This is a genomic window from Clostridium sp. HMP27, from assembly GCF_000765165.1.
Lineage (GTDB): Bacteria > Bacillota > Clostridia > Clostridiales > Clostridiaceae > Clostridium_AK.
Genome location: NZ_JMFY01000018.1, coordinates 322,988 through 346,504, shown reverse-complemented (window position 1 = coordinate 346,504; position 23,517 = coordinate 322,988). Strand labels below are relative to the sequence as shown.

Annotated in this window: 22 protein-coding genes; 19 read left to right on the top strand and 3 right to left on the bottom strand. The window is 31.2% G+C overall.

Annotated features, from left to right (window positions below; genetic code table 11):
• Nucleotides 1–221 precede the first annotated feature (221 nt).
• Complete coding sequence (gene htpG / locus DP68_RS10810; protein WP_035309311.1) at nucleotides 222–2,102, top strand: molecular chaperone HtpG; 1,881 nt, start codon at nucleotides 222–224, stop codon at nucleotides 2,100–2,102.
• Between the two features lie 37 nt (nucleotides 2,103–2,139).
• On the opposite strand, the gene cls is transcribed toward htpG, so the two are convergent.
• Nucleotides 2,140–3,675 (bottom strand): cardiolipin synthase, encoded by a 1,536-nt coding sequence (gene cls / locus DP68_RS10805; protein ID WP_035309309.1) that lies wholly within the window; start codon nucleotides 3,673–3,675, stop codon nucleotides 2,140–2,142.
• A 176-nt stretch (nucleotides 3,676–3,851) separates the two neighbouring features.
• Here cls and DP68_RS10800 point away from each other — a divergent pair, with 176 nt between their 5' ends.
• The 4 genes from DP68_RS10800 (at nucleotide 3,852) to DP68_RS10785 (ending at nucleotide 8,352) form a co-directional block, all read left to right on the top strand.
• Entirely contained in the window at nucleotides 3,852–4,304 is a 453-nt protein-coding gene (locus tag DP68_RS10800) for a MarR family transcriptional regulator (protein WP_035309308.1), read from the top strand.
• A 33-nt stretch (nucleotides 4,305–4,337) separates the two neighbouring features.
• Nucleotides 4,338–6,260: an ATP-dependent zinc metalloprotease FtsH gene (ftsH, locus tag DP68_RS10795; RefSeq protein ID WP_081957181.1), complete on the top strand. Its 1,923-nt coding sequence runs from the start codon at nucleotides 4,338–4,340 to the stop codon at nucleotides 6,258–6,260.
• A gap of 52 nt (nucleotides 6,261–6,312) precedes the next feature.
• Nucleotides 6,313–6,729 carry a thioesterase family protein gene (locus DP68_RS10790; RefSeq protein WP_035309307.1) on the top strand — a complete coding sequence of 139 codons (417 nt, stop codon included), beginning with the start codon at nucleotides 6,313–6,315 and terminating at the stop codon, nucleotides 6,727–6,729.
• A gap of 219 nt (nucleotides 6,730–6,948) precedes the next feature.
• Nucleotides 6,949–8,352: an MATE family efflux transporter gene (locus tag DP68_RS10785; protein WP_035309305.1), complete on the top strand. Its 1,404-nt coding sequence runs from the start codon at nucleotides 6,949–6,951 to the stop codon at nucleotides 8,350–8,352.
• Nucleotides 8,353–8,524: 172 nt separating this feature from the next.
• Here DP68_RS10785 and DP68_RS10780 read toward each other — a convergent pair whose 3' ends face one another.
• Nucleotides 8,525–9,148 (bottom strand): TetR/AcrR family transcriptional regulator, encoded by a 624-nt coding sequence (locus DP68_RS10780; RefSeq protein WP_035309304.1) that lies wholly within the window; start codon nucleotides 9,146–9,148, stop codon nucleotides 8,525–8,527.
• A gap of 222 nt (nucleotides 9,149–9,370) precedes the next feature.
• Between DP68_RS10780 and DP68_RS10775 the strand changes: the two genes are divergently transcribed.
• The 6 genes from DP68_RS10775 (at nucleotide 9,371) to DP68_RS10750 (ending at nucleotide 16,434) form a co-directional block, all read left to right on the top strand.
• Nucleotides 9,371–11,080, top strand: a complete 1,710-nt coding sequence (locus tag DP68_RS10775; RefSeq protein WP_035309303.1) for a methyl-accepting chemotaxis protein — start codon at nucleotides 9,371–9,373, stop codon at nucleotides 11,078–11,080.
• Between the two features lie 143 nt (nucleotides 11,081–11,223).
• On the top strand, nucleotides 11,224–11,790 hold the full coding sequence (gene dhaS, locus DP68_RS10770; RefSeq protein WP_035309301.1) for a dihydroxyacetone kinase transcriptional activator DhaS: 567 nt from the start codon (nucleotides 11,224–11,226) through the stop codon (nucleotides 11,788–11,790).
• Between the two features lie 178 nt (nucleotides 11,791–11,968).
• Nucleotides 11,969–13,561, top strand: coding sequence for an oleate hydratase (locus tag DP68_RS10765; RefSeq protein WP_035309299.1), 1,593 nt, complete (start codon nucleotides 11,969–11,971; stop codon nucleotides 13,559–13,561).
• A 191-nt stretch (nucleotides 13,562–13,752) separates the two neighbouring features.
• Complete coding sequence (locus DP68_RS10760; protein WP_035309297.1) at nucleotides 13,753–14,808, top strand: energy-coupling factor ABC transporter permease; 1,056 nt, start codon at nucleotides 13,753–13,755, stop codon at nucleotides 14,806–14,808.
• A gap of 61 nt (nucleotides 14,809–14,869) precedes the next feature.
• Nucleotides 14,870–15,682 (top strand): cobalt ECF transporter T component CbiQ, encoded by an 813-nt coding sequence (cbiQ, locus tag DP68_RS10755; RefSeq protein ID WP_035309295.1) that lies wholly within the window; start codon nucleotides 14,870–14,872, stop codon nucleotides 15,680–15,682.
• Nucleotides 15,679–16,434 (top strand): ABC transporter ATP-binding protein, encoded by a 756-nt coding sequence (locus tag DP68_RS10750; RefSeq protein ID WP_035309293.1) that lies wholly within the window; start codon nucleotides 15,679–15,681, stop codon nucleotides 16,432–16,434. The genes cbiQ and DP68_RS10750 overlap by 4 nt, the downstream gene beginning before the upstream one ends.
• A gap of 41 nt (nucleotides 16,435–16,475) precedes the next feature.
• Here DP68_RS10750 and DP68_RS10745 read toward each other — a convergent pair whose 3' ends face one another.
• A complete protein-coding gene (locus tag DP68_RS10745) occupies nucleotides 16,476–17,117 on the bottom strand; it encodes a hypothetical protein (RefSeq protein WP_035309291.1) in 642 nt (213 codons plus the stop codon).
• A gap of 157 nt (nucleotides 17,118–17,274) precedes the next feature.
• Between DP68_RS10745 and DP68_RS10740 the strand changes: the two genes are divergently transcribed.
• From DP68_RS10740 to arsA, 8 genes are all read left to right on the top strand, one after another.
• Nucleotides 17,275–18,522 (top strand): MFS transporter, encoded by a 1,248-nt coding sequence (locus DP68_RS10740; RefSeq protein WP_035309290.1) that lies wholly within the window; start codon nucleotides 17,275–17,277, stop codon nucleotides 18,520–18,522.
• 76 nt (nucleotides 18,523–18,598) lie between these two features.
• The gene (locus DP68_RS10735; RefSeq protein WP_035309289.1) at nucleotides 18,599–19,144 is read left to right on the top strand and encodes a flavodoxin domain-containing protein; all 546 of its coding nucleotides are present in this window, start codon (nucleotides 18,599–18,601) and stop codon (nucleotides 19,142–19,144) included.
• Between the two features lie 147 nt (nucleotides 19,145–19,291).
• On the top strand, nucleotides 19,292–19,486 hold the full coding sequence (locus tag DP68_RS10730; RefSeq protein WP_035309288.1) for a YwbE family protein: 195 nt from the start codon (nucleotides 19,292–19,294) through the stop codon (nucleotides 19,484–19,486).
• A 14-nt stretch (nucleotides 19,487–19,500) separates the two neighbouring features.
• Nucleotides 19,501–19,740, top strand: coding sequence for a PC4/YdbC family ssDNA-binding protein (locus DP68_RS10725; protein WP_035309287.1), 240 nt, complete (start codon nucleotides 19,501–19,503; stop codon nucleotides 19,738–19,740).
• A 161-nt stretch (nucleotides 19,741–19,901) separates the two neighbouring features.
• Nucleotides 19,902–20,669 (top strand): type I 3-dehydroquinate dehydratase, encoded by a 768-nt coding sequence (aroD, locus tag DP68_RS10720; protein ID WP_363330953.1) that lies wholly within the window; start codon nucleotides 19,902–19,904, stop codon nucleotides 20,667–20,669.
• A 311-nt stretch (nucleotides 20,670–20,980) separates the two neighbouring features.
• The gene (locus DP68_RS10715) at nucleotides 20,981–21,310 is read left to right on the top strand and encodes a metalloregulator ArsR/SmtB family transcription factor (RefSeq protein ID WP_035309282.1); all 330 of its coding nucleotides are present in this window, start codon (nucleotides 20,981–20,983) and stop codon (nucleotides 21,308–21,310) included.
• 13 nt (nucleotides 21,311–21,323) lie between these two features.
• A complete protein-coding gene (gene arsD, locus DP68_RS10710; RefSeq protein WP_035309280.1) occupies nucleotides 21,324–21,698 on the top strand; it encodes an arsenite efflux transporter metallochaperone ArsD in 375 nt (124 codons plus the stop codon).
• Between the two features lie 20 nt (nucleotides 21,699–21,718).
• Complete coding sequence (gene arsA / locus DP68_RS10705; RefSeq protein WP_035309402.1) at nucleotides 21,719–23,461, top strand: arsenical pump-driving ATPase; 1,743 nt, start codon at nucleotides 21,719–21,721, stop codon at nucleotides 23,459–23,461.
• Nucleotides 23,462–23,517: the final 56 nt, after the last annotated feature.

Here is a 23,517-nt window from a genome sequence, read left to right as displayed (position 1 = left end):
AGGGATGGAAATTTTACTGCGGCTCTAGGATATTTCAAGGTGAATTGATAACATGACAATCAACAAAGATAATTTAATGGAATAAGTAGGATAACTTAAGAGGTATTGACATAAGATTTTAATTGTGATATATAAAAATTAGAGATTAGCACTCGCTGAGGTGGAGTGCTAATAATAAAAGCTAAAATATATGATTTTTATTACGAAGGGAGAAGATTTAATTGGAAACAAAAGAATTTAAGGCCGAATCTAAAAAACTTTTAGACATGATGATTAATTCAATTTACACGCACAGGGAAATTTTTTTAAGAGAACTTATTTCTAATGCTAGTGATGCCATTGATAAAATTTATTACAAAGCATTAACAGATGATTCTTTAACGTTTGAAAAAGATAATTATTATATTAAATTAGATATAAATAAGGAGGATAGAATACTCAAGATTTCTGATACTGGTATAGGAATGGCAAAAGAGGAGCTTGAAGAAAATCTTGGAGTTATAGCAAAAAGTGGATCCTTAGCATTCAAAAAGGAAAATCAACTTAAAGATGGCTATGATATAATTGGTCAATTTGGTGTAGGATTTTATTCTGCGTTTATGGTAGCTGATACTGTTACTGTTATCAGCAAATCCTTTGGAAGTGATACGGCTTACAAGTGGGAATCTAAGGGTGCAGAAGGTTACACTATTGAACAGTGTGAAAAAGATTCAGTTGGTACAGAAATTATACTTAAAATAAAAGAAAACACAGAAGATGAAAACTTTGATGAATATTTAGAAGAATATAGATTAAGATCTATTATTAAGAAATACTCTGATTTTATTAGATACCCAATTAAAATGGATGTAACTAAGAGCGCACTTAAAGAAGGCAGCGAAAATGAATATGAAAGTTATAAAGAAGAAGAAACCATAAACAGCATGGTTCCTATATGGAAAAAGAATAAAAGTGAACTTACAGATGAAGACTACAGCAATTTTTATGCTGAAAAACACTATGGCTTTGATAAACCATTAAAGCATATTCATATTAAAGCAGAAGGTACTGTAAGCTATAATGCAATTTTATTTATTCCAGAAAAAATGCCATATGATTTTTACACAAGAGAATATGAAAAAGGGTTAGAGTTATATTCAAATGGCGTTATGATTATGAATAAGTGTGCCGATTTATTGCCAGATTACTTTAGTTTTGTAAAAGGTATGGTGGATTCAGAAGATTTATCTCTTAATATATCTAGAGAAATGCTTCAACATGATAGGCAGTTAAAGCTAATTGCTAAAAATATTAAGTCTAAAATAAAAAGCGAATTAGAAAATACTCTAAAAAATGAAAGAGATAAATATGAAGAGTTTTATAAGTCCTTTGGAAGACAGTTAAAGTATGGTGTATACAGTGATTTTGGAAGTAACAAAGATGTACTTCAGGACTTATTAATGTTCTATTCATCAAAAGAGAAAAAGATGGTTACTTTAGGTGAATATGTTTCTAGAATGCCTGAAGATCAAAAATATATCTACTATGCTGCAGGAGAATCAATTGAAAGAATTGAAAAACTTCCACAAGCAGAACTTGTATCAGATAAGGGATATGAAATACTATTCTTTACTGATGACATAGATGAATTTGCTGTAAGAATGATAATGAGCTACAAAGATAAAGAATTTAAGTCTGTATCAAGCGGTGACTTAGGAATAGAAGCAGAGGAAAATAATAATTCTTCAAGTGTAGATGATAAAGAAACAAAAGAAATATTTGAATATATGAAAAATATTTTATCTGAAAAAGTAGCTAGTGTTAAAGCATCAAAGAGATTGAAAAATCATCCTGTATGTCTTTCTAGCGAAGGGGAACTTACAATAGAAATGGAAAAAATATTAAATTCTATGCCAAATAATGAAAATGTGAAAGCAGATAAAGCATTAGAAATAAATATAAATCATGATGTATTTAAATCATTAAAAGAAGCTTACGAAAATGATAAAGATAAACTTAACTTGTACACAAGCGTTCTATATAACCAAGCACTTCTTATTGAAGGATTACCTATAAGTGATCCAGTAGAATTCACTAATAATATTTGCAAACTAATGAAATAATAAAGAAGGAATTTCGTCAAAACGAAATTCCTTCTTTTTACATAAGTGGTGCAAATACGCGTAAAAATAATGCCATAACTTTTTTATACCAAGGCAAATTCCTATATTGATCTAAATCAATAAATTTACATTTTTTTAGTGTATTAATAAAATCACTCTTAATATCAAGAATACTACTTGTTTTGTACATCCACACTGCACATTCAAAGTGAAGATAAAGGCTTCTATAGTCAAGGTTAATAGTACCTATTATAGCAAAATCATCATCTACCACAATAGACTTAGCGTGAATAAAGCCAGGGGTATATTCATAAATCTTTACGCCACTTTCAATTAAAGCTTTATAATATGAACGAGTTACTGTATGAACATAGGCTTTATCGGGAATAAAAGGAGTTACAATTTTAACATCAACTCCTCGTTTTGCTGCCAGAGATAGAGCAACAGTCATTTCATGGTCAAGAATTAAATAAGGAGTATTGATGTATATATAATCCTTTGCATTGTTAATTAAATTCATATACACAGATTCACCTAAAGCTTCTCCATCTAAAGGACTATCACCGAAAGGAAGTATATAACCATCATTTTTTAATGCTTTTTCATCAAACGACAAACACTTATATTTTTCATAGTCTTCATCTGTATTGTTCAAATAGTTCCACAGAGAAAGAAACATAATTGTAAAGTTCCATACTGCTTCACCTTGAATCATAATGGCAGAGTCTTTCCAGTGTCCATATTTTTCGCAGGCGTTTATATATTCATCTGCAAGGTTAACACCACCTGTAAAGGCTGTATGGCCATCAATCACAACAATTTTACGATGATCACGATTATTTATTCTTATTGATAGTACTGGAATGAGAGGATTAAAAGCACAACACTTAATGCCAAGATTTTTCAGATGTTTATCATATTTATATGGAAGTTTTGTTAAACAGCCAAAATCATCATAAATCACACGAACATCTACGCCTTGCTTCACTTTTTCTACGAGAATATCTAAAATAGAATTCCACATGACTCCTTCTTCGATAATGAAATATTCTAAAAATATATATTTTTGTGCTTTTTTTAATTCTTGCTTTAATCTTTCAAATTTCATTTCCCCAGGTGTTAAATACTCTGAAAATGAATTTGGGTATACAGGACATAAAGAATACTTTTCTATATAACGTGCTTGATTGGCCGCATTTTTATCTTTAGATTCAATTTCTTTTAAAGTATTTTTATCCCTATTTAAAATATTAAACATTTTACTATACATTGATTTCATTTTTTGTTTATTACGTTTGCTAATTTGGTTCCCGCCAAACATTAAATAAAAAAGTCCGCCGAAAATAGGAAACAGCATAATTGGAATTATCCAGGCTATCTTATATGCAGGGTTGTTTTTATTGTTAATAATCCACAGTACTGCAATAGCGCTGAGTAGAGAGCTGATAGTATTAAAATAAATGAAATATTCTCCGAACTTCCAAATCATAATAACAAGAGTAAAAATCTGAACAAGAATAGCACATCCAATTAAAAATGCTCTGCTAAAAAGTAATTTTAATAATTTTTTCATAAGCATGACTTCCTTTTGAACTATAATTTATACTATAAATGAAAACTTTAATAAACATTTATGACTAATTTATTAATTAACTGTTCTGTGTATTGACAATATAAATTATAAAACATATTATTTATATTGTATATATAATGTGACGAATGTTTACAAAAAGTTTGGAGGAATAGAATATGGAGGTTATGGATTTTAATAATACTATATGGAATTTGCTTAGAGATATATCGGTAAATATGGATAGTATTTTCCGCCCTATGTATGACAAGCATGGGTTAACTGCTATGCAGGTAAGAATACTTACAGATGTTAGAGAACAGGAACAAACAATTGGAAATTTAGGAAAGAACTTATGTGTAGCAGGGGCAAATATTTCAGCTATGTGCAGGAAGTTAGAAAAAGAAGGGTTTCTAAATCGTGTGCGAGATAAGATGGATGAAAGAGTTGTAAAAGTCCACTTGTCAGAAAAGGGGGAAAGTGCTATTTTAGATATTGAAGACTTGCTTACGAGAAAGTTCGATATTTCTTTAAAAACCGAATCTACAGAAAATATAAATGATATTATTGAAGGATTACAAAAGCTAAATGTTTTATTACAGAAGATAAATAATTCAGATATGAGTTTATAGTAAAATTAATTAAGATAAGGAGTACTAATAAAAATGAAAAATATAAAGAAACTTAAGGGTCCTTTGTTTTATTATTATATACTGGCATTTATAGGACTTATGATGCTAAATACATGGCTTATGCCTAATCTTCAAAAACAACGTATAGTTGAAGTTGATTATGGAACATTTTTAACAATGGTAAATGAAAAGAAAATAAACACTGTTGAAATACAGGATACAAAAATTACATTTAGTTCTAAGACTGATGAAGAAAAAACTGTATACGTTACAGGAAAGCTAGATGATCCTAATCTTGTAAATAATTTAAAAACTGCTGGAGTAAAATTTTCAAAAGTAATTCCTAAAGAAAATTCTCCACTTACTAATTTTTTAATGAATTGGATTTTACCAATGGTTCTTTTCATAGGAATGGGGCAGATACTTGGAAGAATGATGCAAAAGAAAATGGGTGGTATGGGAAATAAAATGAGTTTTGGAAAAAGTAATGCCAAAGTGTATGTTGCTGCACAAACAGGTAAGACTTTTGGAGACGTTGCTGGCCAAGATGAGGCAAAAGAAGCACTTACTGAGATTGTAGACTTTTTGCATAGACCTGATAAATACAAAGAAATTGGAGCAAGACTTCCAAAGGGAGCATTATTGGTTGGTCCTCCAGGTACAGGGAAAACACTACTTGCTCAGGCAGTTGCTGGTGAGGCGAAGGTTCCATTTTTCTCTATTTCGGGATCTGAGTTCGTTGAGATGTTTGTAGGTATGGGTGCAGCAAGGGTAAGAGATTTATTTAAGCAGGCGCAAGAAAAGGCTCCTTGCATTGTATTCATAGATGAAATTGATGCTATTGGAAAAAAGCGTGATAATTCTGGTATGACTGGAAATGACGAACGAGAACAAACACTTAATCAATTATTAACTGAAATGGATGGATTTGATGGGGGCAAAGGAGTTGTAATTCTTGCTGCAACTAATCGTCCTGAAATACTAGATAAGGCTCTTTTAAGACCTGGTAGATTTGACAGACGTGTTCCCGTAGAGCTTCCTGATTTAAAAGGACGAGAAGAAATCTTAAAGGTGCATACTAAAAAAATTAAAGTAGATAAAAATATTGATTATAATAAAGTAGCAAGGGCAACCTCTGGAGCATCAGGTGCTGAACTTGCAAACATTGCAAATGAGGCAGCATTAAGAGCTGTAAGAAGCAACAGAATAGAGGTAAATCAATCTGACTTTGATGAATCTATTGAAACAGTTATTGCTGGATATCAACGTAAGGGAGCTGTTGTTCCAACAAAAGAAAAACTTATTGTTGCTTATCATGAAATTGGGCATGCCTTGGTTGCTGCAAAGCAAAAAAATACTGCACCTGTTCATAAAATTACTATTATACCTAGAACCTCTGGTGCACTTGGATATACTATGCAGGTGGAAGAGGGCGAACGTGTTTTAATGTCTAAAGAAGAAATGCTTAATAAAATTACTACTTTTACTGGTGGACGTGCTGCAGAGGAAATTATATTCGATTCTATTACCACAGGTGCCTCCAATGATATTGAGCAAGCAACAAGAATTGCTAGAGCAATGGTTACACGTTATGGTATGAGTGAAGATTTTAGTATGATGGCGCTAGAAACTGTATCAAATCAATATCTTGGAGGAGATGCATCCCTTGCTTGTTCTGCTGAAACTGCAGCAAAGGTAGATGCAGAAGTTTTAAAGATAATTAAAGAATCTTATAAAAAAGCAATTGATATTTTAAATGAAAATAAAGACAAACTTCATGAATTGGCAAGGTATTTGTGGGAAAAAGAAACTATATCAGGCGATGAATTCATGAAAATTTTAAATGGTGGTAGCATAGAAGTTTTAGATAGTGATAAGACTGAAGTTATAAATGATGATAAAACTGAAGTGTTGGAAGATGATAAAACACAAGTTCTAAATAAGAATAACACATAAGTTAAAAAATTTAGAGTGAACTTTTAAGTACTAATGAAAGGGATGAGTTTTTATGTATAAAAGTACAACAAAACTAAAGGTTAGGTATGCAGAAACAGACAAAATGGGAATTGTGCATCACTCTAATTATTATGTATATTTTGAAACTGCAAGAGAAGACTTTATTGTTGGATCAGGTATTTCATATAAGGATATAGAAGATATGGGCATAATGATGCCGCTCATTGAAACACAATGTAAATATATTCAAGGAGCAAAGTATGCTGATAATCTTATAATTGAAACTAGTTTAGATGAATTAACTCCAATTAAGGTAGTGTTAAAATATAGAGTTATAAGAAATGATGATGATAAACTTATTGCAGAAGGAAAAACTACTCAGGCATTTGTAAATAAAGAAAACTTTAAAATATTAAATGTTAAAAAGAAGAATCCAGATCTTTGGAGTAAACTAGAAAATCTTAAATAAATACAATATAATATTGTAACCCTGAGGAGTGATCCTCAGGGTTTTATTTTATAATAAATTAATTATGTATAAAAAAGTAAATTATTCAAAGATAAACCTAGAGTAAACGTATAAAAATAAGTTTTTTAGACTGTTATCCTGGGAAATATATTTTTAAAGCGAATATAATGTAGTGTACAATAAAAGATATACAAATAAGTTATAGAAAGAAGAATGATAATGGCTGACTTAGAATATAAGAATGCTGAAAAAAGTAAATTGTTTTTGTGGTTTAATAATTCAATCAGAGCTGATGTTATTAATATTGCATGGCCTGTTCTTGTAGAACTTCTTTTAGGATCACTTTTTAGTATGATAGACATGATGATGCTTGGAAGAATAACTAATAATGGAGTAGCAGCAGCTTCTGTTGCAGCTGTAGGTATAACAAATCAACCGTTATTTATAGGATTATCTCTTGTTCAGGCTTTAAATGTAGGTGGTACAGCTATGGTTGCCAGATATCTAGGGGCTGGTAAAAATGAAAAAATAGAAACAACATTAAAGCATGTAATGTTGTTAAGCTTGATGATGCTAGCAATACCTCTGTCAATTCTTGGAATAATATTTACTGAACCTATTATGAAGTTTATGGGAGCACAATCTGATACTTTAGGAGTGGGTAAAACTTATTTTAAAATTATTATGATAGGATTTATATTTCAATCATTTAGTATGTCTATATCAGCAGCACTTCGAGGAATTGGCGAAACAAAAATACCCATGAAGATAAACCTGAAAGCAAATTTTTTAAATGTTATTGGTAATGCACTTCTTATATATGGTCTTTTGGGATTTCCAAGCCTTGGCATTACTGGAGCTGGGATATCTACTGCTATATCAAATGTGGTTGCAAGTATACTTTTATTTAGATATGTTATAAAAGGTGAGAGTATCATTAAACTTAATTTAAAAAAGCCTTTTAAATTTGATAAAAATATAATGTATAATTTAATAAAGATAGGCATGCCTGCTTCTTTAGAACAAATGGCTTTAAGGGTAGGCGTGCTTTTATTTGTAAAAATAGTTGCAGGACTTGGAACCATTGTTTACGCAGCACATCAAATATCGCTAAATATATTAAGTCTTTCGTTTCAGCCAGGCCAGGCCTTTGGAATAGCAGCATCATCCTTAGTAGGTAGAAGCCTTGGAACTAACGAACATTCTCAGGCTGAAAATTATGCAAAAGAAACACGAAAAATTGGATCAATGATATCTACGTTTATGGCTGTAATATTCTTTTTCTTTGGTCCGCAGATTGTAGGATTATATTCAAATGATCCAGAGATTATAAAGAAATCATCTATAGCCTTAAAAATAATAGCGTTAGTGCAACCGTTTCAATCATCTCAGCTTATATTAGCAGGAGGGCTAAGAGGAGCAGGAGATACATTTTGGCCTCTAATAGCTACATTTTTTGGAGCAATACTAATTAGAGTTGCACTTGCACATATATTTGTCAACATATGTGGATATGGACTGGCGGGAGCGTGGATGGCGGTATTTGTAGACCAATTTGTAAGATGGCTATTTGTTTATATAAGATTTAAAACAGGAAAATGGAAATATATAAAGTTGAGATGAATACATTACAAATGCTAGGAAAATCATAAATTACAAGATTATAATATCAATATTATAATATCAATATTAAATAAGAGATTTATTAAGTTAAATTAAAGCTAATAAATCTCTTAATAATCTATATTTTCTAGAAACAAAATGAATTTTAAGAAATGAAATCTAAGAGTTAGTATTAAATTTCATTTTTAGTATTTCCTAGTCCTGATACCGTAAAACTTCCAAGCATAGATAGTTTCGATAACATCAGTGCTATGTCCCTTGGGGATTTTTCTAGGTCATTTTCAAGCCAATGCATAATTACTCCTAAATGAGCTGAAAGTACGTAAGAAATAAAATACTCTTCTTCAACTAACATATTTCCTGGATTATATTCACTTGACAGTTGCTTTTCAAATAAATTAGCTTCTATAAGTTTTTTAAGCTTAATGCGAAACATGGGATCACCCTTTGGACCTAAAATAGCCTTAATGAAGCTTGCATTTTCTTTAATATATTCAAGAAGCTTTATTGTAAATGGATCAGAGTCACTTACAAGATTTATATTTAGCAAATCTAGGCAATCTAAATTTTTGGTATGCTCTTGAATTTCTTTTATCAATTCTTCTTCGACCTGTTCTAATAAATCATATTTATCAGCATAATGTAGATAAAATGTACCTCTATTTATATTAGCTCTTCTAGTTAAGTCTGTAACTGATATTTCATTAAAACCCTTTTCTTCAATTAAATCTGATAAAGTATCTTTTATTATCTTTTTAGTTTGAAGTGATCTTTTATCGCTAGAGTTTTTTGACATTAGAATATTTCCTCATTTCATAGTCATTCTATTGTGAAGGTAATACTTTGAAATTAATTGATATTATTAAGAAACTTATAAATATTATAATATTTATAAGTTTCTTAATCAACAATATGTCTATAAAAATACAATTGTTAATATATAATTAATAAAATTAAAGTAGATTATATATCGAACGATAGTATAGTTAAATATTTTATTAGGTTAGGGGGAAAGCAATTGCTAAAAACTATTAAAGGTAAATTGATTATCTTAATTTCAATGTTAGTAGCTTCATTAATTTTTATAGGAGTTTTTTCTATAAATAGTTTGAAAAGGATTAATAACCACTCTACTGTAATTTCAGAAAATAGAATACCAAAGATAATATTTTCAGAAGACTTAAATACAATGATGTCGGATTTCAGAATTTTGGAATATGAACATATAGTAACAGTAGATAAGAGTGTAATGAGTACAAAGGAAAAGGAAATGGAAGCTAAAAAAGCGGAAATTGAAAACATAATGTCTTTATATGAGAAATCACTTTATGAGGATAAAGATAAAGCGATTTACTCAATGGTAAAGAAGCAGTGGAGTGAATACATAATAGCTAATGAAGCTGCAATAGAACTTAGTAGAAATTTGAAAACTGATGAAGCCATGAAAATTATGAGCGGAGAAGGTAAAAAATCCTTTGACAGTGCAGCGGTATCTCTATTAGAGCTTGTGAATTTTAATAAAGAAATGGCCAGGACAGCAAGTAATGAAGGAAATGATATTTATTCAAAAGCAATACTGATATCAGTAGTAATTATTTCAGTTTTAACAGTAATTGCAATAGTTTTCGCGAGTGCTATTATATCTGGGATTTTAAAATCTTTGAATGTTTTAAAAAGAGAGCTTTTTGCGCTTGCTGAAAGAGGAGGAGACTTAACACAAGAAATTAAAGTTAACTCTAAAGACGAAATAGCAGATTTGGCCAAGGCATTAAACTTATTTTTATCAAATTTAAGGACTATTATTAAGGAAGTTAAGATTACTGCTGAAAATACTTTGAAAATAAATGAAGTTATTAGTGCAAATTCAAGTGAACTTATGGAAAATGTACAAGAAGTGTCTTCTACTACCGAAGAACTTTCGGCAGGCATGGAAGAAACAGCCGCATCAGCTGAGGAAATTGCAGCTACTACTCAGGAAGTTGAAAGAGCAGTACAATCTATATCTCAAAAATCTCAAGCGGGTGCAGAGGCAGCTGGGGAAATAAACATAAGAGCTATTGAAACAAAGGATAGAGTTATTGAAGCTCAAGATAAAGCAAATACTATATTTATTCAAACTAAGGTAGAATTAGAAAAAGCAATTAGTGACTCTAAGGTGGTTGAACAAATTAGCATCTTATCTCAAGCAATAATGGAAATAACAGCTCAAACTAATTTGCTAGCCTTAAATGCAGCTATTGAAGCTGCCAGAGCTGGTGAAGCTGGGAGGGGATTTTCGGTGGTTGCAGATGAGATAAGAAAGCTTGCAGAACAATCAAAAGAAACTGTAATCCAAATACAGAACATAACTGAAAAGGTAATACAATCAGTAGGAAGTCTTTCAAGTAGTTCAAATAATCTACTGATTTTTATGACAGAGAATGTATCTAATGAATATAAATCTATGTTAAATGTAGCAGAAAAGTATAGTGAAGATGCATCTTTTGTAGATAACCTAGTTACAGAATTCAGTTCTACTTCAGAAGAATTATTAGTGTCCGTTCAAAATGTTTTACAAACAATTGAGCAAGTAGCGGAAGCAGCAGGTGAGGGGGCTTCTGGAACAACTAATATAGCAGAGAAAATAATACATGTAAATGAAAAAACTAATGGAATAGTCGAAAGCACAAGGGAATCTATGGAAATTGTAAATAATCTAAAAGTAGAAATGTCAAAGTTTATTGTTTAATTAACAAGTTTATAATCGTAAAAATACATAACAAATTATAGGATGAACTTTAAAGTTTATCCTATTTTATTGAGTAAAATCTTTCATTTAGGTATAATTTCAAGTGAGATTGTATATTAACTTTGAAAATAGTAGGTGATTAATTGTCTAGTTCTTTAATAACGAAAAAGGCCCTTGCCAATTCCTTAAAGGAGTTAATGAAGGATATTCCTTTAAATAAAATATCTGTTAAGCAGATTGTAGAAAGTTGTGGACTTAACAGACAAACATTTTATTATCACTTTCAGGATATATATGATTTAACCGAGTGGATTTATAGGACAGAAGCAGTTGAAAGTATATCTCAATATAGGAGTTATGACACATGGACAGACGGATTTTATAGAATTTTTATTTATATAGAAAATAATAAAGCGTTTTGTCTCAATACTTTAAATTCTTTAGGAAGAAATCATTTAGATACATATCTCTATTCAGTTACAAATGAATTACTTATGGGAGTAGTTAATGAAGTTTCTCATAATATGAATGCTAAGAAAGAGGATAAGGAGTTTATTGGCAACTTTTATACACATGCATTTACTGGCTTAGTTATCCAATGGATGAAAGAAGGAATGAAGGAAAATCCTAAAGTTATAATTGATAAGCTTAGTGAATTAATTGAAGGAAATTTTATAAGAGCTTTGGAAAGATACGAAAATAAGTCGTGATAAATTTTTAAATTTGTCACGACTTATTTTTTTATACATTTAAAGCAGAATGTATAAAAATTATACAGGTTATATTTTTTGAATATACCTATCCGAAAGCAGAAGTATTATATTTATGTTATTGGAAAGTCAGATAAAGTGTTTCATAGAAAATTAAAGATTTATGGAGGGTATCTATATGAGAAGAGAACATGAAAACAAACAAATATATTTTGTGGGTGGCGGATTAGCATCACTTGCTGGAGCTGTATATTTAGTTAGGGATTGTGATTTCCCGGGCAAGAATATTCACATTTTAGAAGGAATGAATATTCTCGGAGGAAGTAATGACGGAGCAGGCAATGCAACTGATGGATTTGTTTGTCGTGGTGGAAGAATGCTTAATGAAGAAACTTATGAGAATACATGGGATCTACTTGCTTCTATACCATCCTTAGAAAGAGAAGGGATGTCAGTTTGCGATGAAATTCTTGATTTTGATCATGCACATCCAACTCATGCAAATGCACGACTTATAAATGAAGATGGAGAAGTAACTGATGTTATATCTATGGGATTTGATGATGCTGATCGTATGGCACTATTGAAACTAATGATTACTCCAGAGGAAAAGCTAGATAATTTACGCATATGCGATTGGTTTGCAAAAACACCTCATTTTTTTGAAACAAACTTTTGGTATATGTGGCAAACAACCTTTGCATTTCAGAAATGGTCAAGTTTATTTGAGCTGAAACGTTATATGAATCGTATGATATTTGAGTTCTCACGTATCCAAACTCTTGAGGGTGTAACGAGAACTCCTTACAATCAATATGACTCTATTATATTGCCTATAAAAACTTACTTAGAGAATTTCGGCGTTGATTTTACCTTGAAATACACTGTTAAAGATTTAGATTTTGAAGAAGGGGAAGGAATTACTGTTACAGCAATTCATTATGAGCAGAATGGAAAAGAAGATGTAATTAAACTTAATAAAGGTGATTTATGCATTGTAACAAATGGGTGTATGACTGACAATGCAAGCTTAGGAAATTTTAATACCCCCGCAGAAATGAAAATAGAAAATCCTATCTCTGGGGATCTTTGGGCTAAAATCGCATCAAAGAAAGAAGGACTTGGAAATCCAAAACCTTTCTTTGGTAATGCAGAACAAACAAACTGGGAGTCTTTTACTGTAACATGTAAAGGTGATAAACTTCTTAAAATGATTGAAAGATATTCCCGTAATAAACCTGGCAGCGGAGCATTGATGACATTTAAGGATTCCAATTGGCTTATGTCTATCGTAGTTGCAGCACAGCCTCATTTCAAGAATCAACCAAAAGATACTACAATTTTCTGGGGATATGGTTTGTATACCGACAAGGAAGGCAACTATGTAAAGAAGCCTATGAGAGATTGTACAGGTGAAGAAATGTTAATTGAACTTTTAGGACATTTACATTTTGAAAAGGACAGTAATGAAATCATGGATACTATAGTTAATGTTATTCCATGTATGATGCCTTATATTGATGCACAGTTTCAGCCACGTGCAATGAGCGATCGTCCTAAGGTAGTGCCTGAAGGTTCAACAAATCTTGCAATGATTAGTCAATTTGTTGAAATACCAGAGGATATGGTTTTTACTGAAGAGTACTCAATCCGTGCCGCGAGAGTTGCAGTATATACTTTGCTTGGTGTAAATAAGAAAATTTGTCCAGTTACTCCTCATAAATATGATATTCGTACTTTACTAAAAGCCTTAAACGCTTCGTATAGATAACTAGGCAGAGCACTCTTAAAATTACTACAAGATTAAAGTGAAAATTGACAATTGTAAAAAAACATGATACAATTATTTACAATTGAAATAAAAGATATAAGGACAACTTGTATATATGAGAATAAAACTCATAGAGGGTTGCAATTAAAGTTGCCCTTTATGAGTTATTGTTTTATTAGGAGTGTGATGATATGCACATGGCAGATGCCTTGATTTCGCCAATTGTTGGTGGAACAATGTTTAGTGCAACAGCTGGTATTGCTACTTATTCAGTGAAAAAATTGCAAAATGAGTTAGATGATAAAAAGATACCTTTGATGGGTGTTATGGGAGCTTTTGTTTTTGCAGCTCAAATGATTAATTTTTCAATTCCAGGTACTGGATCAAGTGGGCACATTGGAGGAGGATTACTTCTTGCTATTTTACTTGGGCCATATGCTGGATTTTTAACAATGGCGTCAGTACTATTAATTCAAGCACTTTTCTTTGCTGATGGAGGACTATTAGCTTTTGGTGCTAATGTATTTAATCTTGGATTTTACACATGCTTTATTGCATATCCATTAATTTATAAAGGTATCATGAAAAAGGGATATAGTTCTAAGAAGATTTTTAGTGCATCTATAATTGCGTCAATAATTGGACTTCAAATGGGAGCTTTCAGTGTTGTTGTTGAAACATTGTTTTCTGGAAAGACTGAGTTGCCTTTTGCTAACTTTGCTATTTTAATGCAGCCTATCCATCTTGCTATTGGAATTGTAGAAGGCCTTGTAACAGCAGCAGTAGTTTCATTTGTTTGGAAGGCACGTCCTGAAATTATTGAAAAGTCTTCATTAAGACAACCCTTAGGTAATGTTTCAATAAAAAGGTTTTTTATTATCATAATAACAAGTGTTATAATAATAGGTGGTATTCTTTCATCATTTGCTTCTAGTAATCCAGATGGATTAGAATGGGCAATGATTAAAACGTCAGGTACGTCAGAACTAAAAACTACAGAAAGTATTCATGGAAAACTTTCTGAAATACAAAATAAATTAGCTTTTTTACCTGATTATAGTTTTAAAGCTTCAAAAGATATAGATAAAGAGGAAAATGAAGAGAATGAAGAAGTAGTGACAGGTATTAATGCTCAAACAAGTGTGTCAGGTATTTTAGGTGGAATTATGACTTTAGTTCTTGCTGCTTTAACTGGACTTGTTATTACTTTTTTTAGACGTAGGAAAAGAAAAGCAAAACCAATATAAATGAACAGGTGGCGAGGGGAGTAACCTCGCCAATATCTTTATTTAAGGGATGATCTAGGATATGGAAAGTATAACTAAATCAATTTATAATATTCGTTTATTAGATGAATTAGCTTCTAGAAACACAATAATCCATAAAATAAATCCTATTGTAAAGTTACTGGTGACAATAATATATTTATTAGTGGTATTATCCTTTGGGAAATATGATATTATAGGACTATTACCGTACATTTTTTATCCAATTATAGTTTTTGTTTTGTCTGAAGTACCCTTTTTACCGATGTTTAGAAGATCTCTTATTGTTTTACCTTTTGTTATAGGAGTTGGAATATTTAATCCATTATTTGACACGAAAACTTATATTATAATATGGGGAATTCATATTTCTAGTGGGTGGATTTCTTTTGCCTCATTGATAATAAAGAGTAGTTTAACAGTTTTGGCAGGATTACTTCTAATAGCTACAACTGGAATCGAAAAGATATCATTAGCATTAAGAAAGCTATTTGTACCAAAAATTTTCGTCACTCAGTTTGTTTTAACTTATAGATATATTTCTGTATTGTTAGAAGAAACGGCACAAATTATAAAAGCATATCATTTAAGAGCGCCAATGCAGAAGGGCGTATCTTTTAAAGTTTCAGGGTCTCTTTTAGGGCAGATATTATTACGAGCCTTTGATAGGGCAAATAGGGTATATGATGCAATGATATTAAGGGGATTTCATGGAGAATATTTTTTTGCTGCAGATAGCAGGTTATCAATTGGTTCTACAGCATATTTATTTTTATGGGTGACATTTTTTTTTACAGCGAGGTTATTTAATATTCCAGAATTATTAGGAAAGATTATAACAGGGGTGATAACATGAGTCATGATTCTATATATTGTAAGGATGTATATTATTCCTACCCCGATGGAAAAAGGGCACTAAATGGAATTACATTTAAAATAAGTCACGGAGAATCTGTAGGAATTGTAGGAGCCAATGGAGCAGGTAAATCAACACTTTTAAATTTACTATTAGGAATTATTTTTCCAATGAAGGGTCAAGTTGATATTGGTGATACTATGATATGTAAGAGAACCCTGCCTGTAATTCGTCAAAAGATAGGATTGGTATTTCAAGATGCTGATAATCAGCTTTTTATGCCATCCGTATATGAAGATGTGGCATTTGGGCCACGCAATTATAAGTTAGATGAAAAAGAAGTGCATAAAAGAGTTATTAAAGCTCTTGAAACCGTTGGAATAGCACATCTTAAAGATAGGCCACCCTACAAGTTATCCGGCGGAGAAAAGCGTGCGGCATCTATTGCAACTGTGCTATCCATGGAGCCGGATATCCTTATAATGGATGAACCTACGACGGCATTGGATCCTAAATCAAGGAGAAGATTAATATCTCTGTTAAAAGAATTTCCTCATACAAAAATTATTGCAACTCATGACATGGATATGGTTTGGGAAACTTGTAAAAGAACGATAATAATTAGTGAAGGAATTATTATTGCAGACGGATTAACAAAAGAAATTTTATCTAATGAGAAATTAATGAGTAAGAGTTCTCTTGAATTACCATTATGCCTTCAGAGCTGTCCGATTTGCGGTAGTAAAAAATAACTTGCCAGGTGCCTGGCACGTGGCAAGTTATTTCTTGATGCTTATAATTTTAACACTGGACCATGACCAGGTACTATGTACTTAATAGAAAGATTATATAATGTATCCTGTAGTGTTTTAAGAGCTGCAGGGCTTGGAATTTGATGTTCAACTATTCCTGATACTTCAGTTTTTAAGTTTGAGGATACAATTGAATCTTCTAATTTGCCCATTCTAATAAAGAGATCACTACTGAATAAAAGGCCTTGATTTGTTTCAAAGGCTAATAATCCTTCCCATAGATGCATTTCTGATGGATAAGATATAAAGTTAAGATTTGCTCCGGCTAAAGACAAAGATTCTTCAGGAGCTGCTATTTTTACTTTTACATCCATGCCAAAGCCAGTAAGTTGACGAGCAGTTATTCCAGAACATATGCATATAGCTTCAGGATAATGCTTTAAAAGCAGTGTTAATCCACCACATTCATCACTTTCAAAATGAGAAACAAAAACATAAGATAACTTCTTATCGCCTAAAATACTCTTTAATTTAGGAATAAGTTCCTCTGTCATTTGATAACTTCCAGTATGTATGAGTATAGGTTCTTCTCCTAAAAGAAGAAATTGATTAAAGGACAAATTTATATGTTCGTTATAGGTATTAAACATGTAAATACTATCAAAGATTTTGATTTGATTCATAATTAAAGACCTCCAATTTAGAAAAAATTATACTTGGAAAATTTCAATAACTCTATTTTATTTCATGTGTTATATAATATACATAATGATTAATAACTATTATAATATATTTGACATGCCTATTGTTATAATAAATTAGTGAATTGGAGGAAAAGTTTTGGAGATTAATAAAAGTAAGTCTTACAGCAAAAATTATTATATACTATTAGCAGTGATATTCGTTGGATATTTAGTATTTGGATTTTCAGAAAATATAAAGGGACCAGCTATTCCACGTATACAGACGGATTTTTCACTTAATGAAATGCAAATAGGGTTACTTTTGGCACTTAATTCATTAGGGTATCTTCTTGCATGTAGTTTTACTGGAGTACTAACAAAGAAGTTTGGAATAAGGTTTTCTAATTTACTTGCTTTTGGAACAATGGCTCTTTCGGGAGTTTTTATATTTTTATCAGTAAATTATACAACTCTTTCAGCGTCTTATTTCTTAATGTATATAGGTAATGGAATATTGGAAATAGCTCTTGGAATATTAGCAGCAAAGGTTTTTACTAAAAATACGGGAATGATGATGAACTTGGCACATTTTTTTTATGGATTAAGTTCAACTATAGCACCCATTGTTTCTACTAGAATTATGAAAGTATATGCCTTAGGTAGAAGCTTTAGTTGGCATGAAATGTATTTAATAATGCTTTCATTATCAGTAATTCCACTAATAATGACTTTATTTACAAAGTTTCCAAAGGATGATATTGAAGGAGAGAAAGATACATCCTTTAAAGAATATACAAGGGATCCTGCTGCATGGATGATAGTAGTTATTTTATCATTTGGAGTAATTTCAGAACTTGCAGTTGGTGGATGGCTAGTTAATTTTCTTGAAAAAGTTTATAAATGGAATACAAATGCTTCCTCGGGATTACTTTCGGCATTCTTTTTTATGTTTACTCTCTCAAGGCTGTTACTTGGACCATTTACAGATAAGATTGGACTTACAAAATCACTTGCAATTTTTTCGGGAGCCTCAGGGATTTTTACTCTTATGGGAATAATTATTGGACAATCTGCTGCGTTTTTATTTGCTCTTGCAGGGGTAGGCATAGCACCAATTTATCCTACGGTGATGGCTATTTTATCTAAGCGATATTCTAAGAATAGCAGCACAGCCGTTAGCTTTACAGTAACACTTATGGGAATAGGAAGTGTTATAGGAAATTTTTTAGTAGGCAGTATTGTAGATTTATTTAGAAATATATTCACAAAAATATATGGTGTAGAAAATGGACTTATAATAGGGATGGAGGCTGGATATGCCTTTGTAGGAGTTTGTGCATTGTTATGTTCTATTAGTTCAGTTATACTTTATAATTTCTTAAAAAAGCAAAACCAAATTATTTAAAATAGGCTCAGGATATTGGGAAAGTTGGGTAATTTAATATATAATATATTATATATTAAATGTGGGGGAATAAATTATGTCAGAACAAACTAAAAAAGTCCTTGTAATTTATAAATCCAAGTATGGAAGCACAAAACGTTATGCAGAGTGGATAGCCAGCGTGGTAAATGCAGATTTACTTGAAAGCTCTAAAGTAAAAGCTGATGACTTAAACAAACATGACACCATAGTTTTTGGCGGTTCTTTACATGCGGTTGGCATTAGTGGAGTGAAGATAATTACTGATAACATCAAAAAACTTATGGAAAAGAAGATCATAGTATTTGCAGTAGGATGTACACCTGAAAGGGCAAATGATATTAATAAGGTTTTCTATGCCAACTTTAAAGAAGAGATAAGAGAAAAGATAAATTTCTTTTATTTAAGAGGTGCTTTTAATTATGAAAAATTGGATTTTGTTGATAAAATTATGATGAATGCACTTAAAATGAAGTTAAAAAGAATGAAGGAAGACGAAATTACTGAGGATGTTAAAGGATTATTAGAATGTTATGATAACCCGGTTGATTGGACAGATAAAAAGGCTATTGAACCTATTGTTCAGTGTATAAATAAGAGATAGAATACAAAAAGTTAAGTCCTTGAGGTTTCAAGGGCTTTATTATTTGGAGGAAATTACACCCTAGAGATACAATTATATGATAACTATGTTATAATGAATAGCGGTATAAATAAGAAAAGACTACAAAGAATATGAGGGAATAAAATTATGGATGGAACTAATAGAGCAAATATAAAAATAGGATTAAAGGTCTTGGTTGTGCAAAAGCAAGATCAACGCACAGGAAAACTAACTGAAGGAATAGTTAAAAAAATACTTACTAATTCACCAAATCATCATCATGGAATTAAGGTTATGCTTCAAGATGGTATAGTTGGAAGAGTTCAGCAAATAATAACTTAAGAGGAGTGTTAATAATGGCAGATTTTAAATTTGATATTAAACAAAATTTAGGAGTCATATCAGAAAGTGCAAAAGGTTGGAAAAGAGAAGTTAATGTGATGACTTGGAATAAGAAAAAGCCAAAAGTGGATATTCGTGAGTGGGATGAAAATCACGAAAAAATGGGAAAGGGAATCACATTAAATAAAGAAGAACTAAAAGAGCTTAAGGAAATTTTAAATGGAATTGACCTTGATGAATTAGAGGTAGAATAAATTAAACATAGAGACTGCTGGATGTTCTTCAGCAGTCTTTGTATTTGTAATGGGTTATTCAGTAGAAGAAATAAAATTTTGAAACAAATTTAATTAACTGTCGGTACTGTATATTGTATATAATTATATATAATAATGTATTTTCAGAATTAAGGAGGTAAATTATGAATACAGTAAAGATAAAAAATATAGTATTAGGTGATGGTATACCAAAAATTTGTGTGCCTATAGCAGCAAAAACTAAAGAAGAAATAATAGAAGAAGCAGTAAGCTTTAAAAATATACATGTAGATGTTGTAGAATGGCGTGTGGATTGGTTCAATGATGTTTTTGATATAGAAAAGGTAAAAGATGTTTTAAAGGATTTAGTACTAGCTTTAAATAATATTCCTTTATTATTTACTTTCCGCACATCTAAAGAAGGTGGAGAGAAGGCAATTGATTTTAAAACATATGCTGAGTTAAATAAAGCAGTAGCAGCAACAGGACTAGTGGATATGGTAGATGTTGAAGCATTTACAGGAGATGAGATTGTAAAAGATATTATTAAAAGCTCACATAAGTCAGGAGTAAAGGTTATTGCTTCAAATCATGATTTTGGCAAAACACCATCCAAAGATGATATAATTTACCGCTTAAGAAAAATGCAAGACTTAGGCGCAGATATTCCTAAAATTGCAGTAATGCCAAAATCAAAACTAGATGTTTTAGAATTATTAGAGGCTACGTTAATTATGTCAGAAAAATATGCAGATAGACCTATAATTACAATGTCTATGTCAGGAATGGGTATTATAAGCCGTTTAGCAGGAGAAGTATTTGGCTCTGCATTGACATTTGGTGCAGCTAAAAGGGCATCAGCTCCTGGGCAAATAGGTGCAGAAGATTTATACAATGGATTACAGTTAATACATAAATACTCCAAATAACTAATTAGTATAAAATATAAGGTGGCATTGTGTCGGTAGTCCGAGGGTAAAAACTTATGTGATTGAATAAAAAATCTATACTCTTAAAATAGTATATCTACGCCGAAAGAGGTGATTGGTTAGAAACAATCGCCTTTTTATTTTTTTAGATAATACAAAGGCAAATAAATGGTGGCTGCATATATTAGGTGTACATAGAGAATAATAGATGTAATAGTTAATGTTATGTTAAATTATATAAGAAATATTGACTATACATAGATAGTGTTCTATATTATATATAGATACATATCTATATAAGGAGTGGTTAGGTGAATTTAAATTATGATGATAATGCAAAAATATTCAAGGCGCTTTCAGACTCCAGCAGACTTAGAATAATTGATATATTATCCTGTGGAGAAAAATGTGCTTGTGATATATTAGAGAATTTTAATTTTACTCAACCTACGCTTTCTCACCATATGAAGGTTTTAATTGATTGTGGCATTGTTCAGTGTAGAAAAGAAGGATTATGGAGTTATTATTCTTTAGATAGTTCTAACTGTAGTAAGTTAATGTTATTTCTTATGAATCTTGTAACAGATACAGAAGATTGTATTTGCAAAGATAAATCAAAATGTCAATGTAAAGAAAGATGAGGAGATGTATATTATGAAGAAGATGATTATTTTTGATCCGGCTATGTGCTGTTCTACTGGAGTGTGTGGACCTGTTATTGATCCACAGCTTCTTAGAGTTTCAACTGTATTAAATAATTTAAAGAGCAATGGAGTTATTGTTGAAAGATATAATTTAACAAATAACCCACAAGCCTTTGTAGATAATAAGCTTATCAATGATTTGCTAAATAGTGAAGGAGTAGATGTACTACCAGTGACGCTTGTTGATGGGGAAGTTATTAAAACTAAATCATACCCAACTAATGAAGAGTTTTGTAGAATGTTGGATATTCCAGAGGATTACCTTAAAGTTTCAATAAAAAAGATGAAACCTAAAAGTTGTAATTGTGAGGATGGATGCTGCTAATAAAGAAGGAGCGTGGAGAAATGCTAGAAAGTTTCAATCCTAATAATATAAAATTGACTAAGTATTTGTTCTTTACTGGAAAAGGTGGAGTTGGAAAGACATCAACAGCTTGTGCAACTGCTATTATGCTAGCAGATCAAGGGAAAAGAATAATGCTTGTAAGTACGGATCCAGCTTCAAATTTACACGATGTTTTCGACACAAAATTAAACAATAAAGGTGTTCAGATAAAAGAAGTTCCAAACCTTATAGTGGCAAACTTTGAGCCCGAGGCAGCTGCAAGAGAATATAAAGAAAGCGTGGTAGGTCCATATAGAGGGAAACTTCCTGAGGTAGTAATTAAAAATATGGAAGAACAGCTCTCAGGCTCATGTACTGTTGAAATAGCTGCGTTTAATGAATTTTCCAATTTTATTACAGATGAAAAAGTTAAGGATAAATTTGACCATATTATATTTGATACAGCACCTACAGGTCATACACTTAGAATGTTACAGTTACCATCAGCATGGAGTAACTTTATTAGTGAAAGCACCCATGGTGCATCCTGTTTAGGTCAGTTAGCAGGACTTGAGAGTAAAAAAGAAGTTTATAAGAGTGCAGTCAAAACATTAGCAGATGAAAGTGCAACAACACTCATACTTATTTCAAGGCCAGAAACAGCCCCATTAAAAGAAGCTGAAAGAGCATCAAAAGAATTACAAGATATAGGGGTTAACAATCAAATTCTCGTTATAAATGGTATCCTTAAAAATGCTGATGATAATTTATCAAAAGATATTTTTAACAAGCAGCAAATGGCGCTTGAGGATATACCAGAGCATCTAAAAAAATTAGTTGCATTTGAAATTCCACTAAGGCCATACAATGTAACAGGACTTGAAAATATAAGAGCATTTTTGAAAGAAGATAATATTAAGTACAGTAATGAAAAACTACAAGTTAATGAAATCCCAAAGTTAAATTCTATTGTAGAGGATTTATATAATTCTAACAAGAAGGTTATTTTTACAATGGGCAAAGGTGGGGTAGGCAAGACTACCATTGCTGCAACAATTGCATTAAGTTTAGCTAAGAAAGGCAAGAAAGTTCATTTAACTACTACAGATCCAGCGGCACATTTGAAGTTTGTTTTACATGAAAGCTATGGTATTACAATTAGTAGCATAGATGAAAAAATAGAATTAGAAAAATATAGAGAAGAAGTTTTAAGCAAAGCTAGAGAAACAATGAGTGAAGAAGATATTGAATATGTAGAAGAAGACTTAAGAAGTCCTTGTACTCAAGAAATTGCTGTATTTAGAGCATTTGCTCAAATTGTTGAGAAATCGGAAAATGAAGTAGTTGTTATAGATACAGCACCAACAGGGCACACATTATTACTACTAGATTCAACAGAAAGCTATAATAGAGAAATACAGCGTTCGCAAGGAGATGTACCAGAATCAGTTAGAAAGCTTTTACCTAAACTTAAAAATGCAGATGAAACAGAAGTAATAATTGTAACCTTAGCTGAAGCGACACCTGTTTATGAAGCTATGAGGCTTGAGGAAGATCTAAAACGTGCAGGTATAAAAAGTAAATGGTGGATAATAAATTCAAGTTTATATGCTGCAAATACTACAAATAATATTCTTAAGGCTAAAGCTAGCAATGAGATTGTTTGGATTAATAAAGTTAATAAAATTTCAAAGGGCAACTTTGCAGTAATAGAATGGAAAGCGGAAGAAATTAAAGATAATAAACTTTTAAAACTTTTGTAGTGTAGTGCCACTCACGTGGCAAGTGGCAAGTTGAAAAAAGCGATTGGTTAAAACCA